Genomic DNA, 15,140 nt, shown 5'->3' with positions numbered 1-15,140 from the left:
CTACTGAAGCGCCTGAGCGCCCAGGGCCAAGCAGCCCATAATGCCCTGTTTGCCCTCGAGGCTGTTGTTGACGATGTAGTTATCGATGTCGGCCATCTCGGGCGTGACGATGTAGCCGTTGAGCATCTCGGCGCACTTCTTGCGCGCGAGCGGCACGATGGGGGTGTGGTCGGCCACGCCGCCACCGATGACGATCTTTTGCGGTGCGTAGCACAGGATGTAGGTCATGAGCGCCTGCGCCAGATAGCCGGCGAGCAGGTCCATGGCCTCCGGGTCATCGGCCATCTCTCCGGCGCTCTTGCCACCCCAGCGCTTTTTGACGCCGGGACCGGCGATGAGGCCCTCGAGGCAGTTGTCGTGGAAGGGGCAGCCGCTGTGCTCGCCGATGGTGTCGCGCGGGTCGCGCGTGACCAGGATGTGACCGGCCTCGGGATGCATCATGCCGTGCACGAGCTTACCGCCCGAGAGCACGCCGGCGCCCACGCCGGTACCGATGGTCAGATACACCACGTCAGTGAGGCCCTGGGCGCAACCAAAGGTGACCTCGCCCAGGCAGGCGACGTTGACGTCGGTGTCGTAGCCGCAGGGAATATTGAGCTCGTTTTGGATGGTGCCCAGCAGGTCAAAGTAGCGCCATGCCGTTTTGGGCGTCTCCAGGATCTTGCCGTATTGGGACGAGGCAGGGTTGACTGCGGTGGGGCCAAAGGCGCCGATGCCCAGCGCGGCGATGTCCTTGTCGGCAAACCATGCGTTGACGGCCTCAACGGTCTCCTGCGGGGTCGTGGTCGCAATCTGCTCGCGTTCCAGGACCGTGCCGTCTGCATAGCCCGTGGCGCAGACCATCTTGGTGCCGCCGGCCTCGAGCGCTCCGATAAGCTGCTGCTCTGCCATAGTATTCCTCTCTGGACGAGTTGCTCCGTGACTAAAGTATAGCGCTCTAAAAAATGAATGAGGTCGCTATAAAAAGAAACCTCATGGCCCAACGGGTTCACGAGGTTTCTTTAGTGCCTTTAGTTACTGACCGTCCTTACCCGCGCGGGTTGATTTTATCACGTAGCGACTTGAGGTTCTCAAGCGCAGCGTTGAGCGTCTCGTCTCGCTTGGCAAAGTGGAAACGAATCAGATGGTTGACGGGCTCGCGGAAGAAGCTCGAGCCCGGAACGGCGCCCACGCCCACCTTGGAGGCCAAATCCTCACAGAAGTCGAGGTCGCTGTCATAGCCAAACTCCGAGATATCCATCATCACATAGTAGGCGCCCTGCGGCACGTTGTGCTCAAGACCGATGCTATCGAGCCCCTGACAGAATAGGTCGCGCTTGGCGGTGTAGAGGTCGAGGACCTCCTGGTAATAGCTGTCGTCGAATTTGAGGGCGGTGACGACAGCTTCCTGCAGGGGAGCGGCAGCACCCACGGTGAGGAAGTCGTGGACCTTTTTAATGCGCTCGGTGATCTGGGCCGGGGCGATGGTGTAGCCCAGACGCCAGCCGGTGATGGAGTACGTCTTAGACAGCGAACTGCAGCTGATGGTTCGATCGAACATGCCGGGCAGCGTGGCCATATAGACGTGCTCGTGGGGCGCGTAGACGATGTGCTCGTATACCTCGTCGGTAATGCAGTAGGCGTCGTACTTTTTGCAGAGGTCGGCGATTAAGGTGAGCTCCTCGCGCGTAAAGACCTTGCCGCAGGGGTTGGAAGGGTTGCACAGGACGATGGCCTTGGGATCGTTGTCGCGGAAGGCCGCCTCGAGTGTCTCGCGGTCAAAGTCGAACGCAGGTGGGTTAAGCGGCACGTAGATGGGCTCGGCACCCGAGAGGATCGTGTCGGCGCCGTAGTTCTCGTAGAATGGCGAGAAGATGACGACCTTGTCGCCGGGGTTTGTGACCGTCATCATGGCGGCCATCATGGCCTCGGTGGAGCCGCAGGTGACCACGATGTTCTCGTTGGGGTTGATCGGCATGCCCATAAAGTGCTCCTGCTTGGCGGCAAGCGCCTCACGCATGGCCTGGGAGCCCCAGGTGATGGAGTACTGGTGATAGAGCGGCTTGGGGTCGCTGGCGATGGCGCTCAGGCTGTTGAGCAGCTGCGCCGGGGGATCGAAGTCGGGGAAGCCCTGCGACAGGTTGACGGCGCCATACTTATTGGAGATGCGCGTCATGCGGCGGATGACCGAATCGGTAAACGTTGCCGTACGGTTGGAGAGTTCTTTCATGCTTGTCCTTTCGAGCATTTGCAGTGGGGCAAGTTTACTCCTATGAAACCGGTGGGAATTGCTCGAAATGGTCTCGAAAAACTCTTTTCAAAATTCTTGAAAATTGGGGCTTGCATCGCGTGGCGTTCCTTGCAATAATAGTCGAGCGCGAAGCGCACAGGACACGGTGGGTGTAGCTCAGTTGGCTAGAGCGACGGGTTGTGGTCCCGTAGGTCGAGGGTTCGAGTCCCTTTACCCACCCCAGTTCTTGCTTCGTGTTGATATCGGGTCGTTAGCTCAGTTGGTAGAGCAGGGGACTCTTAATCCCAAGGTCCAGGGTTCGACCCCCTGACGGCCCACCACACGATATCTCCTCTAAAGTCCGCTACGACGGACTTTAGCTTTGGGTCGTTAGCTCAGTTGGTAGAGCAGGGGACTCTTAATCCCAAGGTCCAGGGTTCGACCCCCTGACGGCCCACCAAAGATTGTTAAGACGGTCAACTTCGGTTGGCCGTCTTTTTTATTAACCTCGCATGAGGCTGAACCCGTAAGGGCACAGACGCTTTACAAGTCGAGCCTGCCCTGGGGGTCGGTGAATCCGTCTGTACCCTCCTTGAGCTTTTTCTCGTCTGCTTTCACGCGACGTTCGAGCTTCTTTGTATCTTCGGCAGGCGGTAGGTTCTCGGGTACAATTCCGCGGTCGATGAGGCTGCCACGCACGCTTGTGTTGTTCTCGACGTGCTCTTGCTTGATCTTGTCCAGACCGTACAGGTCGTGTTCCTCGGCGTTGAAGGCCGTCATCGAGTTCGTAAGGTCCTTTGCTTTGATGAGGACATCGGCTAACCTGTCCGCCAATGCCGCGCTCTTGGGTATGCCGAGCTGCTGCTTCATTTCCGCCGTGCTTCTGCCGCCGAATAACGCTTCGTCGCCCTTCGACTTGATGATCGCGAATCCTTTGGAGTCCACGCCGCGTTTGAACGCAATACCCGAGAGCTGTTTCTCTGAATCGGATAGCGAGTGGCGCGCCTGTAAGCGCTGAATCTCTGCGAAGCGCTGCTCTATGAGCTCTTGGCGGCGCGTCTGCACGGCAAAGTATGCCTGGGCGAGCGCGATCTCTGGCTTGTTTGAATCTCCGTTTTGGGCGATTAATAGCATGCATAGCGCGTAAGCTTGTAGTCTTTAACCGCGCGAGCGGCGACACCGGCAGTTATCATTTTCGTGGTGTCACGAAAATGGGAATCAACTGGAGTTTTGTTTGTTTCGCACGAGACTTTTGCCCTCTTAACAACTTCGGCGAAGTTCTCCCATCGAGTGTATCCCATGGGTTCCATTAAATCGCGTGCGAGCCAATACTCAACGCCGTCTTCCACATTGGCGTAGCTATCAAGTTCGACACGCCACTTCTCGATATCACTACTGTCCATATCTCCTCCTCGCTGATCTATTGTCTATGCGCGCTTTGCCCGCTCTGTACTCAGAATAAGGATACGCTGCCGTGCGGACACGAATGGGCCCCGTGCTACTTCGAGGTCACGGGGCCCATAGATATCGATTAGTTGTGCTCTGCTCTAGATAGGTGTCCAGTTTAATTCGATCGATAGTGCGAACCCAGGCTTTCGGTCCGCTTGCGCATGGCTTTGACCATCTCCGTTGCCAGCTGATTCTGCGATTGCAGGCGGGCGAGGGCTGCGATCTCGCTGTCTTTGGCATGCGGCTTGCTCAGCGCCGTTGCCTCGTCTTTCAGGCTTTCAAGCTGTTGCAGGGCCTTGGATAGACCTGCTTCGGTCCTGTTGATCATGCAATAGGTACTCATCGTGTGCTTAAGGCTGTGTGTCAGGCGTTCGGCATCTGTTGTGGCAATGCCATACTGAGGGAGGGCGATATCCATCGGAGCGGCCGCCTCGGGAGCGTCCAGCGCTGCTTGGGCTGCCGATGCGCCCGCGATGCGCCCAAACACGATGCCGTTGGCGCTTGACAAGCCGCCGATGCGGTCGGCGCCGTGCATGCCGCCTGTTGCCTCACCGCAGGCGAAGAGGCCCTCAATGCCCGTGTACGCGGTCATGTCGATCTTGATGCCGCCGTTAGCGGCGTGGGCATACATCGCAACGCGCATCTCGTCAGTCGGGGCGATGCCGTGCTCGTCTTGCAGCCAGGTGGCAAAGGCCTGCACAAACTCTGGGACATCCTCGTGAGGGAAGTCGTAGTGGAGTGCCAGGCCTTCGACACTTGTCTGATCGATGACGAGATCGATAGCGCGGGAGGCCAAGCGTGACGTGAAGGGACCATATCCAGAGCGCTGCTCGAGCAGGTCGTCCAGCTTGTCGTCGGCAATATCTACCGGCTGGTCTACATGTACGTAGCGCCAGGTTTTCTCGTTGAAGACCAGGTTGCGCTTGGGCTCGATGAAGCCGGGCATCATCTGCATGAACTCTATATTAGTAAGTGTTGCGCCGTGCGCCAGCGCGATGGCCTGCGAGGAGCTGAGCACATCAGCCGACGTAAGGCTGCGCTCGAACAGGCCGCTTGTGCCACCGGCTGCGATGATCGTGGCCTTGGCGGCAAAGGGCACGATTCGATTTTCGGTGAGGTCGTAGAGCACGGTTCCGGTTATTCTGCCGTTCGTGTCCTCAACAAGGTCGATAAGCTCATGGCGGGGGAGCAGGCGAATGCCGAGCGACTCGATCCGGGCTGTCAGAGCGTCCTCAAGGGGTTTGCGGGTGAGGCCGCGCCACATGCGCGTCTTGTGGTCAAAGCAGGGGATAAACTGCTTTTGCTGGGCGCTCTCGGCGCTTTGCGGACGCTGGAGCTCAACGCCCAGGTCTTGCTCGAGCCATTCAATTGCCTGGGGAATGCCGTGGACAAACGTCTGGACAAGCTCGGGGTCGGCGACGCCGCCACCAACGGTCTGGATGGTATCGATGAGGTCTTGTTCGTCGTCTTCGTTAACGGGTCCGATAAGCCCCAGGCCCCAGGTTCCGGGGAAGAAGCTCGATCCACTCATAGTCTTGCCGGCGCTTGCCACAGCGACGGTTGCGCCCGTGCGTGCCGCTTCGATGGCGGCGCAAAGGCCCGCAATGCCAGATCCAATTACCAGTACATCAGTCGATTCCATCGGATTCCTTTCTCGTCCGGCGCATTGTCGCATGGGTGATCGGCAATGGGGCCGCAAAGACTCGGCAAATCGGTAAAGGGCAAATATGGCAGGTGGGCGTCATGGACGTTCTGACGCTCCGTCTCATCACATCTCGTATTTCGCCCCAACTGATATATCGGCATTAGCTGCCCTGCGACAGCGTAAACAAAAAGAGCCGCTACCCCGAAAGGTAGCGGCTCCAAAGCTCAACTATGTGAGCATCGCGCGGGCGCGACTAGGCCTTGAGGGCCTCCTCGACGGCGACAGCGCAGGCGACGGTGGCACCGACCATGGGGTTATTGCCCATGCCGATGAGACCCATCATGTCGACGTGCGCAGGCACGGAGGAAGAACCGGCGAACTGGGCGTCGGAGTGCATGCGGCCCATGGTGTCGGTCATGCCGTAAGAGGCAGGGCCGGCGCCCATGTTGTCCGGGTGCAGGGTACGGCCAGTGCCGCCACCAGAAGCGACGGAGAAGTACTTCTTGCCAGCCTCGAGGCGCTCCTTCTTGTAGGTGCCAGCGACGGGGTGCTGGAAGCGCGTGGGGTTGGTGGAGTTACCGGTGATCGAGATGTCGACGTTCTCGTGCCACATGATGGCAACGCCCTCGCGGACGTCGTCGGAGCCGTAGCAGTTAACGGCAGCGCGGGGACCATCGGAGTAGGGGATGGTCTCGACGACCTTGAGCTCGCCCGTGTAGTAGTCGAACTGGGTCTTCACGTAGGTGAAGCCGTTGATGCGGGCGATGATCTGAGCGGCGTCCTTGCCCAGACCGTTGAGGATAACGCGCAGCGGCTTCTTGCGAGCCTTGTTGGCGTTCAGAGCCAGGCCGATAGCGCCCTCAGCGGCAGCGAAGGACTCGTGGCCAGCCAGGAAGGCGAAGCACTCGGTGTCGTCGGAGAGCAGCATAGCGCCCAGGTTGCCGTGGCCCAGACCGACCTTGCGGTCCTCGGCGACGGAGCCGGGAACGGTGAAGGCCTGGATGCCCTCGCCGATGATGGCGGCAGCCTCAGAAGCGGTCTTGGCGCCACGCTTGACAGCGAGAGCACAACCGAGGGTGTAGGCCCACTCGGCGTTCTGGAAGGCGATGGACTGGGTGTTGTTGACGATCTCACGCGGGTTGAAGCCCTTGTCGGTGCAGATCTGCAGAGCTTCCTCGAGGGAGGCGATGCCGTTGTCGGCGAGGCACTTGTTGATCTTGTCAGCGCGGCGCTCGTAACCTTCGAACGTAACAGTCATAGTTATTTCCCTCCCTTTCTACTCGTGAACCGGGAACACGCTGGCGACGGAGTGAGTCTCCTCGTCGGTGCGCGGGTCGATGTACTTGGCAGCGTTCTCCCACTGACCATAGTGGCCCATAGCGCCAGCGATGGCCTCCTCGGGGGTCTTGCCGGCCTTGACGGCGTCGGTGAACTTGCCGAGGTTCAGGAACTCGAATGCGATGATCTCGTTCTTGTCGTTGAGAGCCATGCGGGTGACGTAGCCCTGAGCGAGCTCGAGGTAACGAGCGCCCTTGGCCTTGGTGCCGAACATGGTGCCGACCTGAGAGCGAAGGCCCTTGCCGAGGTCGTCGAGGGAGGCGCCCACGGGCAGGCCGCCCTCGGAGAACGCGGTCTGGCTGCGGCCGTAAACGATCTGCAGGAAGATCTCGCGCATAGCAACGTTGATGGCGTCGCAGACGAGGTCGGTGTTGAGGGCCTCGAGGATGGTCTTACCGGGAAGGATCTCGGAAGCCATGGCGGCAGAGTGGGTCATGCCCGAGCAGCCGATGGTCTCAACGAGGGCCTCCTCGATGATGCCGTCCTTGACGTTCAGCGTGAGCTTGCAGGCGCCCTGCTGAGGTGCGCACCAACCCACACCGTGCGTAAGACCGGAGATGTCGGAAATCTCCTTAGCCTGGACCCACTTGCCCTCCTCGGGGATGGGTGCGGGGCCGTGGTATGCACCCTTGGCAACGGGGCACATGTTCTCCACTTCCTGTGAGTACTGCATGCCTCTCCTCTCTATCGTGTTGGCGTCCCGTCTGGGGGTCGTGGCTGGCGATTGCCGGGCGACCCTTCGAAAGGGACATGACATGCAGCCCCTATAATACCGCGAAATGCACGGAATATTCGGCGAACGGCTCAGTTTTCGTAGCGAGAAGTCCGGAAGTTTAAATTGAAACGGTTTAACTCTATGTTCTGTGGTCGCGAACTTCCGTAGAGGGGGTTCGTCTTGGGCAAGCTTTTGGTCAGCTCTTGTAAGCGTTGCAGGGGCTGACCTGTTGCAACGGTGCCGTTCGCCGCCTATTTACTGCCTTTGGCCGCGCGAGTCTATTGTTTTGCGTGGATGTTTTGATGGCACGCTTCAATCGTGCTGTATTGGATGGCAAGCAGATCCCGGCGAAGGGAGCGCCATGCAGCGCGTTTGGAGAACGGTTACCGGCTTTTACCATGTCTGTGCCCGCGGTACGGGCAAGCAGCTCATCTTTGAGGGCGATGAAGACCGGTGGGAGTTTTTGGAGTTGATGCGCGACTGCTGCCGGGAGGCAGGCGTCACGGTTATCGCTTGGTGTCTTATGGGCAATCACGTGCATCTGGTGCTGGCAGATTACGAGGACGCGATGAGCGCGGCGATGCACCGGCTGCTTTTGACGTACGCGCGGCGGTTCAATAAACGCACGGGGCGCACAGGTCATCTGTTCCAGAACCGTTTTGACCGGCGCTCGCTCGATACCGACTGGCAGGTGATGGAGGCTATTCGCTCCGTACACGCCGATCCACAGGAGGCGGGCGTTGGCCTAATCGAGCGTTATCCCTGGAGCAGCTTTGCGGAGCATTTGCGCGCTTACGACGGTGACGCGGCTGATGTCGCGAGGGGATTTTCTGATCCTTCTTGCGTGCTTGAGCTCTTTGGTTCTGCCGAGGGCTTTATTGCCTATTCACTTTCGACGCCCGACGGCGGCGAGCCAGCGCTGGGCGATATGAAAGAGACGGAGTGGGAACGCCACGCCTTTGCCGGCAAGATGGCTAAGGAACTCGGGGTTCCGCTTCGCGGGGTTAAAGCCGCACCGCCGGCGCAGCGCGATACCGTTATTTTTGGATTGCACGATGCCGGTTTCACGGTGCGCCAGATTGAGCGCTATACCGGGATTGGCAAAAGTACCGTCTCTCGTATTGTGCGTGCCCGCGCGCGGACGGCGATGCGGACTGGCGGAAACGTGATGTAGGGTCGCCTGTGCGCCGCAGATGGGGTCGTCCATACGCCGCAACAAGCGTTCAAAAGCTTGGTGCGGCAACTGCACTTCTTAATATGCATAGAACAATCGCCATCTTGCATAAAATAAGGGCTCAGTCCGGGTTTGCCCGTGCCTACCCCCATCTGCGCCGTGCAAAAAATGGAGTTTTCAGCATCGCGGTACTGCCACTACCGTCGCAATTTTGCAACATACGGGCCCCGAAGCTATTTATGCCTGCCGATGCGCTCCCGAAGCTCATGTTTGCGCCCCTGAGACCACGATGCTTGTTCTAAAACGCACTATATATGCGCCTGGAGACGTTGATTAACGCTTTCGATGCGTATACACACAGCTTGGCGTGCTGAATATTCGCAAAAATGCACGCCGCTCCCTATGGGACCCGTCTGCAGCAGGCGCGAAGCGAATCGGAGCCCAGCTGGATGGGGCATGGGACGATGCTAGGCGTGCTCGTGGCCCTGCCGCAGGCCTTTGGTGCTGTGGAAAACGCCCGTGTTCGCGTCTGGCTGTGTGGTAAATGACAGACGGGGTGCCGGACGCGCGGACTTTGTGCGTTCGCGCTCATTAGAAAAAACAGAGCCGCCCGTATCGGGCGGCTCGGCAATCAAAAACCTTGGATTCGGGGCATACGCTACTGGTTTGCTTGCCCCTCGAGCATGCCGTCGAGGGTGCGCCAGGCGAGCTCGGCGCATTTGACGCGGGCGGGCATGTGCGAGATGTCCTGGAGCTGGGCGGCCTCGTCCAGATCTTCCAGGTCCTCCTCGGAGAGCTGTTCGCCGCGGATCATGGCGAGGAAGAGCCCTGCCAAGCGACGCGCTTCCTCGACCGTCTCGCCGGTGATGAGGTCGGCCATGATGTCGGCGCTGGCCTGACTGATGGCGCAGCCGTGGCCGGTAAAGGAGGCCTCCTCGATCACGCCGTTCTCGACACGCAGCTGCAAGGTGAGCTCGTCTCCGCAGCTGGGGTTGATGCCGTCGTGCTCGTGCGTGGGAGCATCCATCTCGTACTTATAGTCGGGGTGCGAGTTGTGCTCCATAAATGTGGTGGAGGTGTACAGATTACCCATTGAATGTGCTCCAAACGTGATGCAGGCCGGCGATGAACTTGTCGATGTCGGCCTTGTCGTTGTAGAAGGCCACGCTGGCGCGGCAGCAGGCAAGGTTCTCGACGCCCAGCCAGGTGAGCAGCGGCTGCGCGCAGTGGTGACCGGCGCGGATGCAGACGCCGTCCATGTCCATGATGCTCGCGACATCGTGCGGGTGGATGCCCTTGACATTAAAGCTCACGACACCGTGGTGGTTATCCCAATAGATTGAGCCGATGATCTGGACAAAGTCGAGCTGCATGAGCTCGCCCATCAGGTAGTGGACGAGTGCCTGCTCGCGTGCCTGGATGTTTTCGTAGCCCACCGTGTTGACGAGGTAGTCGAGGGCGGCGCCTGTGGCGAAGATGCCGGCGGCGTCCTGCGTGCCGGCCTCGAACTTCTCGGGGACGGGAGCCCAGACGGCGTCCTGCTCAGTAACCGAGTCGATCATCTCACCGCCGGTAAGCATGGGCGGCATGGCGTTGAGCAGGTCCATCTTGCCCCACAGCACGCCGATGCCCATGGGGCCCATGGCCTTGTGCGCACTAAAGGCAAAGAAGTCGGCGCCCAGGTCGGCCACATCGACCGGCATGTGCGGCAGCGACTGCGCGCCGTCGACGACCAGGTAGCCGCCGTACTTGTGCACGAGTTTGCCGAGGTTCTTGACCGGGTTCTCGACGCCCAGCACGTTGGAGACCTGTCCCACGGCTAGGATCTTGGTCTTGGGACCCACCTTGGCAAGAACCTCCTCGGTGGTGAGCTGGCCGGTCTTGGTGGGGTAGAGGTAGACGAGCTTGGCGCCGGTTTCGCGGCAGACCTGCTGCCACGGAATCAGGTTGGAGTGGTGCTCCATAATGGTGATGACGACCTCGTCGCCCGGTTCGAGCACTGTGGGCGCAAAGCTCTTAGCGACCAGGTTGAGCGACTCGCTCGTGTTGCGGGTGAAGACGACCTCGTTGGCCTGTGAGGCGCCGATGAGGTCAGCGATCTGCTGGCGGACCTTCGCGATGGCGTCGGTGGCCTCGACGGACAGCGAGTACAGGCCGCGCAGGGGGTTGGCGTTCATGCGCTGGTAGAAGTCGCGTTCGGCGTCGAGCACACAGGCAGGGCGCTGCGCGGTGGCGGCGCTATCGAGGAAGGCGATCTCGGGGTGCTGCTGGAACAGCGGGAACTGGCCCTTGTAGGGGTTGGTCTCGATGTCCACGGTGGGCCAGCAGCGCGAAGCCTCGTCGCTGGCGTCGAGCTCCATGGGCTCGGGGGCAGTACAGGTATCGCATTTAACGTGCTCGGTGTCGATCATGCGAGCTCCTCTTCAAAGTTGTCGATCAGGTTGTTGCCTAGGCGGACGACGGCGGCGCGGGTGCGCTCGTCGGTGGCGGAAAGCGCGGCGTCCTCCAGCTTGGCGCGGATGAACAGGTCCTCGGCGGCGTTTTGGTCAAGGCCACGGCAGGCGAGGTAGAACAGCTGCTCGTCGCGGACGTGACCGATGGTGGCGCCGTGGTTGCCGGCGACGTCGTCCTCGTCACAGAGAATGACGGGAACGGTCTTGTTGTCGACGCCCTTGTTGGCCAAAAGCACCGTCTCGCGTTCGGTGCCGGTTGCACCCTTGCAGCCGTGCACGAGGTCGATGGTGCCACGGTAGACCTTCTTGGACGTGCCGGTCAGCACGCCGTTGGCGTCGATCTCGCACTCGGTCTTGCGACCGCGGTGGCGCAGCTCGTAGTTAAAGTCGCGCACCTGCTCGCGGGCGCCCAGGTAATCGGTATCGATGGTCACCTTGGCGGTATCGCCCAGCAGGTCGCCGGCAAGGCCGGTGGCGCTGGCGCCGGCACCCAGGACAGTGTGCTGCACGTTGACGCGCGCGCCCTCGTCTAGGAACAGGCCGGTGTCGTCGAGTGCGATCCAGCTGTCGTCGAGTGTCTGCGTGCAGGTCACGTTGACGGTGGCGTACTCGTGGGCGCACACACGCAGCACGGAGCCCACGACGCCCTCGCCGGCAACGGGGGAGTCCAGGGCTAGGGCGAGGTCGAGCGTTGCCTGCGGGCGGGCGACGACGTCGATGGCGGCAATCGCAGCCGCTGCGTCGACGCCACTCACGCGCACGGTAACGGCGGCGTGCTGGTAGGCGGGAACATCGATGACGATGCGCTTGGTGGCGTGCTCGGTCAGATACGCATAGGCGGCCTCGCCCATGCCGGTCTCGAAGGCCTCGGCAGGGGAGAGCTCCTCCTCGAGCTTGATGGCGCCGGCCTGGTAGACAGAGGTGGCGGGCACGTCGAGCTCGGTCTCGGGCGTGATGCGGGCACGGTCGGCAGCGTCGCCGGGGGCGGAGGCGCGGCGCTCGGGGAAGCGCTCGGCCATGGCGTCCATGGCGGCGTCGAAGGCGTCGGCCGAGCCGGCAAGCTGCTCGTCCAAGCCCTCGACCTCAACGGCCTCGGCGGGGGCGGCGGCAAGTTCGTCCGAAAGCTCGAGCTTGGTCTGGTTCATCTTGAGCCAGCCCCAAGTTGCGGCCGGCATCGCATTAACCTGCTCGAGCGTGGTAGCAGCGGCGTTGGTTTCCTGTTTCATTATCCGATCGCTCCTTCCATCTCGAGCTTGATCAGGTTGTTCATCTCGACGGCGTACTCAAGCGGCAGCTCCTTGGAGACCGGGTTGGCAAAGCCGTTGACGATCATGGTGCGGGCCTCTTCCTCCGAGATACCGCGGCTCATCAGGTAGAACACCTTGTCGTCGCCGATGCGGCCGATGGTGGCCTCGTGGCCGATGTCGACGTTCTTGGCGCGGATGTCCATAGCGGGGATGGTATCGGAGCGGCTCTGGTCGTCGAGCATCAGCGACTGGCAGCTCACGGTTGCCTTGGAACCCTCGGCCTTGGGTGTCGCCACAATAGAGCTGCGGAACGTCTGGATGCCGCCGCTCTTGGAGATGCCCTTGGTCTCGACCGTTGCCGAGGTATCGGGCGCGTTAAGTACGACCTTGCAGCCGGTATCGAGGTTCTGGCCGGCGCCGGCAAAGGTGATACCGGTAAAGCTCGAGCGAGCCCGGCGGCCGTTGAGCACGCTCATGGGGTAGAGGTAGCCCACGTGGCTGCCGAAGGAGCCGCTGATCCACTCGATGTCGCCGTCCTCGTCCACGCGCGCACGCTTGGTGTTGAGGTTGTACATGTTCTTGGACCAGTTCTCGATGGTCGAGTAGCGCAGGTGCGCACGCTTGCCAACAAAGAGCTCGACGGCGCCGGCGTGGAGGTTGGCCACGTTGTACTTGGGCGCGGAGCAGCCCTCAATAAAGTGCAGGTCGGCATCGTCCTCGACGATGATGAGCGTGTGCTCAAACTGGCCGGCACCCTTGGCATTGAGGCGGAAGTAGCTCTGCAACGGGAAGTCGAGCTTGGTGCCCTTGGGCACGTAGACAAACGAGCCGCCCGACCATACGGCACCGTGCAGGGCCGCAAACTTGTGGTCGGTGGGCGGGATGAGCGTCATAAACTTCTCGTGGATGAGCGGCTCCCACTGCGGATCGTGCAGGGCCTCCTCGATGCCGGAGTAGACGATGCCCATCTTGGACGCCGTATCCTGCATGTTGTGGTAGACCAGCTCGGAGTCGTACTGCGCGCCGACGCCCGCCAGATAGCTGCGCTCGGCCTCGGGGATGCCCAGGCGCTCAAAGGTGTTCTTGATGTCGTCGGGCACCGACTCCCAGTCGTGCTTTTGGTCGGTGTTGGGCTTGACATAGGTGACGATGTTGTCCATGTCCAGGCCCTCGATGGAGGGGCCCCACGTCGGATCGGGGAAGCGGTTGAAGATCTTGAGGGACTTGAGGCGCAGGTCAAGCATCCACTGTGGCTCGTCCTTCTTGGCGCTGATCTCGCGCACGATGTCGGGCGTAATGCCGGCGTCCAGGCGCTCGAATCCCTCCTCGCCATAGGTGAAGTCGTAGAGGCTGCGGTCGATGTCCGCGACCTCGGTGCGGTTCTTGGTCATTGCGTCGCCCCTTTACGCCTGCTGCCCGGCAGCGGCGGCCTCGGCCTGGGCGCGCTGCTCGGCGGCCTCGCGCTCGAAGGTCTCAAAACCGTTCTTGTCGATCCAGGGGATGAGCGAGGCGTCGTCCTCGCGCACGATATGACCCTTGACCATAACGTGGACGCGGTCGACATCCAAGTGCTCCAGGATGCGCGTGTTGTGCGTGATGATGAGCATGGAGCCGTCGCGGCTCTTGCGGTAGGCGTCCATGCCGTGGCTGACGGTGGAAAGCGCGTCGACGTCCAGGCCTGAGTCGGTCTCGTCCAGAATGGCGAGCTTGGGCTGCAGCAGCAGAAGCTGGAGCATCTCGACCTTCTTCTTCTCGCCGCCCGAGAAGCCCACGCCCAGCTCGCGGTTGAGATAGGCGGTATCCATGTTGAGCTCGGCCGCGAGCTCCTTGACGCGGTGGCGGAACTCCTTGCCCTTCATCTCCAGACCGGGGCGGCCGGCGATGCTGGCGCGCAAAAAGCTCGACAGCGGCACGCCCGGGATCTCGACCGGGGCCTGAAAGCTCAGGAACAGGCCGGCACGCGAGCGCTTGTCGGTGGTGAGCTCGGTGATGTCCTGGCCGTCAAAGATGATGCGGCCGTCGTTGACGGTGTAGACGGGGTCGCCCATGACCAGGTGACCAAGGGTGGACTTACCCGCGCCGTTGGGGCCCATCAGCACGTGGGTCTCGCCGGCGGCGACTTGCAGGTTGACGTTGTGGAGGATGGTCTTCTCGTCCACGGAGGCAGTCAGACCTTCGATGGAAAGCAGCGGATTTGTGCTCATGCTGTCCCTCTCTGTATATGGTGTACTCATAGGTGTACTAAACCCTAGGAATCTTCTCGGAATAAAGTTACTATGGGTTCGGCGTTAGTCAAGGGAAAACCCGACTAATCCACTCGACTTTTCAAATTCTGGGACAAAATAACCTGTTGTGTTTGTCCCACTTACTTAAGATTTGGGACAAACAAACCTGGTTATGTTGTCCCAGATGCGATGGGAGGGTAGGTATGCTCATTTCTTCCAAGGGCCGCTATGCCCTCCGACTGATGATCTATATCGCAGCGCTTGGTGACGCCGAGGGCAAGATCGCCCTGCGCGAGGTCGCCGACCGCGAGCGTATCTCGCAAAAGTATTTGGAGCAGCTGGTTCGTCCGCTTATGAAAGCGGGCCTACTTAAGAGCGTGCGCGGCAAGGGCGGCGGCTACATGATGGCCAAGGACCCGGCCGAGGTGCGTGCCGGCGACATCCTGCGCGCCGTCGAGGGCAGCACGGCTCCGGTGGCGTGCGATGGCATCGACAACAGCTGCACCCGCAGCGATTTGTGCTCAACCGTCAAGTTCTGGCGCGGCCTGGACGACGTGATCGAAAAGTACGTCGACGGCGTGACGTTGGCCGACCTGGCCGCCGTCCCCGAAGTCAACTTCAACATCAAGCTGTAGGTTTAGCGCAATTCCTTAAGATTTCGCGGAGGGTTGTTGCCGTTTACCGA

14 protein-coding genes and 3 tRNA genes are annotated in these 15,140 nt (G+C 60.9%); 5 read left to right on the top strand and 12 right to left on the bottom strand.

The genetic code is table 11. The annotated features are described in order from the left end of the window. The gene (locus AAAT03_RS03855) at positions 1-891 is read right to left on the bottom strand and encodes an ROK family protein (RefSeq protein ID WP_271806931.1); all 891 of its coding nucleotides are present in this window, start codon (positions 889-891) and stop codon (positions 1-3) included. 136 nt (positions 892-1,027) lie between these two features. Then, the gene (locus tag AAAT03_RS03850) at positions 1,028-2,209 is read right to left on the bottom strand and encodes an aminotransferase class I/II-fold pyridoxal phosphate-dependent enzyme (RefSeq protein ID WP_055252293.1); all 1,182 of its coding nucleotides are present in this window, start codon (positions 2,207-2,209) and stop codon (positions 1,028-1,030) included. 166 nt (positions 2,210-2,375) lie between these two features. On the opposite strand from AAAT03_RS03850, the gene AAAT03_RS03845 reads away from it, so the two are divergent. The 3 genes from AAAT03_RS03845 to AAAT03_RS03835 all read left to right on the top strand — a co-directional run bounded on the left by AAAT03_RS03845 (position 2,376) and on the right by AAAT03_RS03835 (position 2,669). Then, positions 2,376-2,452 (top strand) — tRNA-His (locus AAAT03_RS03845). Between the two features lie 22 nt (positions 2,453-2,474). After that, positions 2,475-2,550, top strand: a tRNA-Lys gene (locus AAAT03_RS03840). A 43-nt stretch (positions 2,551-2,593) separates the two neighbouring features. After that, positions 2,594-2,669, top strand: a tRNA-Lys gene (locus AAAT03_RS03835). An 83-nt stretch (positions 2,670-2,752) separates the two neighbouring features. On the opposite strand, the gene AAAT03_RS03830 is transcribed toward AAAT03_RS03835, so the two are convergent. The 5 genes from AAAT03_RS03830 to AAAT03_RS03810 all read right to left on the bottom strand — a co-directional run bounded on the left by AAAT03_RS03830 (position 2,753) and on the right by AAAT03_RS03810 (position 7,314). After that, positions 2,753-3,343 carry a hypothetical protein gene (locus AAAT03_RS03830; RefSeq protein ID WP_349102636.1) on the bottom strand — a complete coding sequence of 197 codons (591 nt, stop codon included), beginning with the start codon at positions 3,341-3,343 and terminating at the stop codon, positions 2,753-2,755. Then, on the bottom strand, positions 3,334-3,612 hold the full coding sequence (locus AAAT03_RS03825; protein ID WP_197032112.1) for a BRO family protein: 279 nt from the start codon (positions 3,610-3,612) through the stop codon (positions 3,334-3,336). The genes AAAT03_RS03830 and AAAT03_RS03825 overlap by 10 nt, the downstream gene beginning before the upstream one ends. Before the next feature lie 161 nt (positions 3,613-3,773). Then, positions 3,774-5,300, bottom strand: a complete 1,527-nt coding sequence (locus AAAT03_RS03820) for an FAD-binding protein (protein ID WP_349102635.1) — start codon at positions 5,298-5,300, stop codon at positions 3,774-3,776. Positions 5,301-5,556: 256 nt separating this feature from the next. After that, positions 5,557-6,561, bottom strand: a complete 1,005-nt coding sequence (locus AAAT03_RS03815) for a GGGtGRT protein (RefSeq protein WP_055252290.1) — start codon at positions 6,559-6,561, stop codon at positions 5,557-5,559. 18 nt (positions 6,562-6,579) lie between these two features. Further along, entirely contained in the window at positions 6,580-7,314 is a 735-nt protein-coding gene (locus tag AAAT03_RS03810; protein WP_006235554.1) for a nitrogen-fixing protein NifU, read from the bottom strand. A gap of 403 nt (positions 7,315-7,717) precedes the next feature. Between AAAT03_RS03810 and AAAT03_RS03805 the strand changes: the two genes are divergently transcribed. After that, complete coding sequence (locus AAAT03_RS03805) at positions 7,718-8,530, top strand: transposase (RefSeq protein ID WP_117758332.1); 813 nt, start codon at positions 7,718-7,720, stop codon at positions 8,528-8,530. A 658-nt stretch (positions 8,531-9,188) separates the two neighbouring features. Here the strand turns inward: AAAT03_RS03805 and sufU are convergent. Genes sufU through sufC form a run of 5 tightly spaced genes read right to left on the bottom strand, consistent with a single transcriptional unit; the run spans position 9,189 to position 14,434 of the window. Beyond that, entirely contained in the window at positions 9,189-9,623 is a 435-nt protein-coding gene (gene sufU / locus AAAT03_RS03800) for a Fe-S cluster assembly sulfur transfer protein SufU (protein WP_117758331.1), read from the bottom strand. Beyond that, entirely contained in the window at positions 9,616-10,941 is a 1,326-nt protein-coding gene (locus AAAT03_RS03795; RefSeq protein ID WP_206428119.1) for a SufS family cysteine desulfurase, read from the bottom strand. Before AAAT03_RS03795 ends, sufU begins: the two co-directional genes overlap by 8 nt. Further along, entirely contained in the window at positions 10,938-12,209 is a 1,272-nt protein-coding gene (locus AAAT03_RS03790) for a SufD family Fe-S cluster assembly protein (protein ID WP_349102634.1), read from the bottom strand. Before AAAT03_RS03790 ends, AAAT03_RS03795 begins: the two co-directional genes overlap by 4 nt. Further along, positions 12,209-13,621: a Fe-S cluster assembly protein SufB gene (gene sufB / locus AAAT03_RS03785; RefSeq protein ID WP_117736726.1), complete on the bottom strand. Its 1,413-nt coding sequence runs from the start codon at positions 13,619-13,621 to the stop codon at positions 12,209-12,211. The genes AAAT03_RS03790 and sufB overlap by 1 nt, the downstream gene beginning before the upstream one ends. A gap of 12 nt (positions 13,622-13,633) precedes the next feature. Beyond that, positions 13,634-14,434 carry a Fe-S cluster assembly ATPase SufC gene (gene sufC, locus AAAT03_RS03780; RefSeq protein WP_349102633.1) on the bottom strand — a complete coding sequence of 267 codons (801 nt, stop codon included), beginning with the start codon at positions 14,432-14,434 and terminating at the stop codon, positions 13,634-13,636. 224 nt (positions 14,435-14,658) lie between these two features. On the opposite strand from sufC, the gene AAAT03_RS03775 reads away from it, so the two are divergent. Beyond that, positions 14,659-15,090, top strand: a complete 432-nt coding sequence (locus tag AAAT03_RS03775; RefSeq protein ID WP_349102632.1) for an Rrf2 family transcriptional regulator — start codon at positions 14,659-14,661, stop codon at positions 15,088-15,090. Positions 15,091-15,140: the final 50 nt, after the last annotated feature.

This window comes from Collinsella sp. CLA-AA-H167 (genome assembly GCF_040095305.1).
Classification (GTDB): Bacteria; Actinomycetota; Coriobacteriia; order Coriobacteriales; family Coriobacteriaceae; genus Collinsella.
This window is presented reverse-complemented; position numbering and strand designations above follow the sequence as displayed.

Coding starts and splice junctions, on each gene's coding strand:
- AAAT03_RS03855 (WP_271806931.1), bottom strand. CDS start 891: ATGGCAGAGCAGCAGCTTATCGGAGCGCTCGAGGCCGGCGGCACCAAG.
- AAAT03_RS03850 (WP_055252293.1), bottom strand. CDS start 2,209: ATGAAAGAACTCTCCAACCGTACGGCAACGTTTACCGATTCGGTCATC.
- AAAT03_RS03830 (WP_349102636.1), bottom strand. CDS start 3,343: ATGCTATTAATCGCCCAAAACGGAGATTCAAACAAGCCAGAGATCGCG.
- AAAT03_RS03825 (WP_197032112.1), bottom strand. CDS start 3,612: ATGGACAGTAGTGATATCGAGAAGTGGCGTGTCGAACTTGATAGCTAC.
- AAAT03_RS03820 (WP_349102635.1), bottom strand. CDS start 5,300: ATGGAATCGACTGATGTACTGGTAATTGGATCTGGCATTGCGGGCCTT.
- AAAT03_RS03815 (WP_055252290.1), bottom strand. CDS start 6,561: ATGACTGTTACGTTCGAAGGTTACGAGCGCCGCGCTGACAAGATCAAC.
- AAAT03_RS03810 (WP_006235554.1), bottom strand. CDS start 7,314: ATGCAGTACTCACAGGAAGTGGAGAACATGTGCCCCGTTGCCAAGGGT.
- AAAT03_RS03805 (WP_117758332.1), top strand. CDS start 7,718: ATGCAGCGCGTTTGGAGAACGGTTACCGGCTTTTACCATGTCTGTGCC.
- sufU (WP_117758331.1), bottom strand. CDS start 9,623: ATGGGTAATCTGTACACCTCCACCACATTTATGGAGCACAACTCGCAC.
- AAAT03_RS03795 (WP_206428119.1), bottom strand. CDS start 10,941: ATGATCGACACCGAGCACGTTAAATGCGATACCTGTACTGCCCCCGAG.
- AAAT03_RS03790 (WP_349102634.1), bottom strand. CDS start 12,209: ATGAAACAGGAAACCAACGCCGCTGCTACCACGCTCGAGCAGGTTAAT.
- sufB (WP_117736726.1), bottom strand. CDS start 13,621: ATGACCAAGAACCGCACCGAGGTCGCGGACATCGACCGCAGCCTCTAC.
- sufC (WP_349102633.1), bottom strand. CDS start 14,434: ATGAGCACAAATCCGCTGCTTTCCATCGAAGGTCTGACTGCCTCCGTG.
- AAAT03_RS03775 (WP_349102632.1), top strand. CDS start 14,659: ATGCTCATTTCTTCCAAGGGCCGCTATGCCCTCCGACTGATGATCTAT.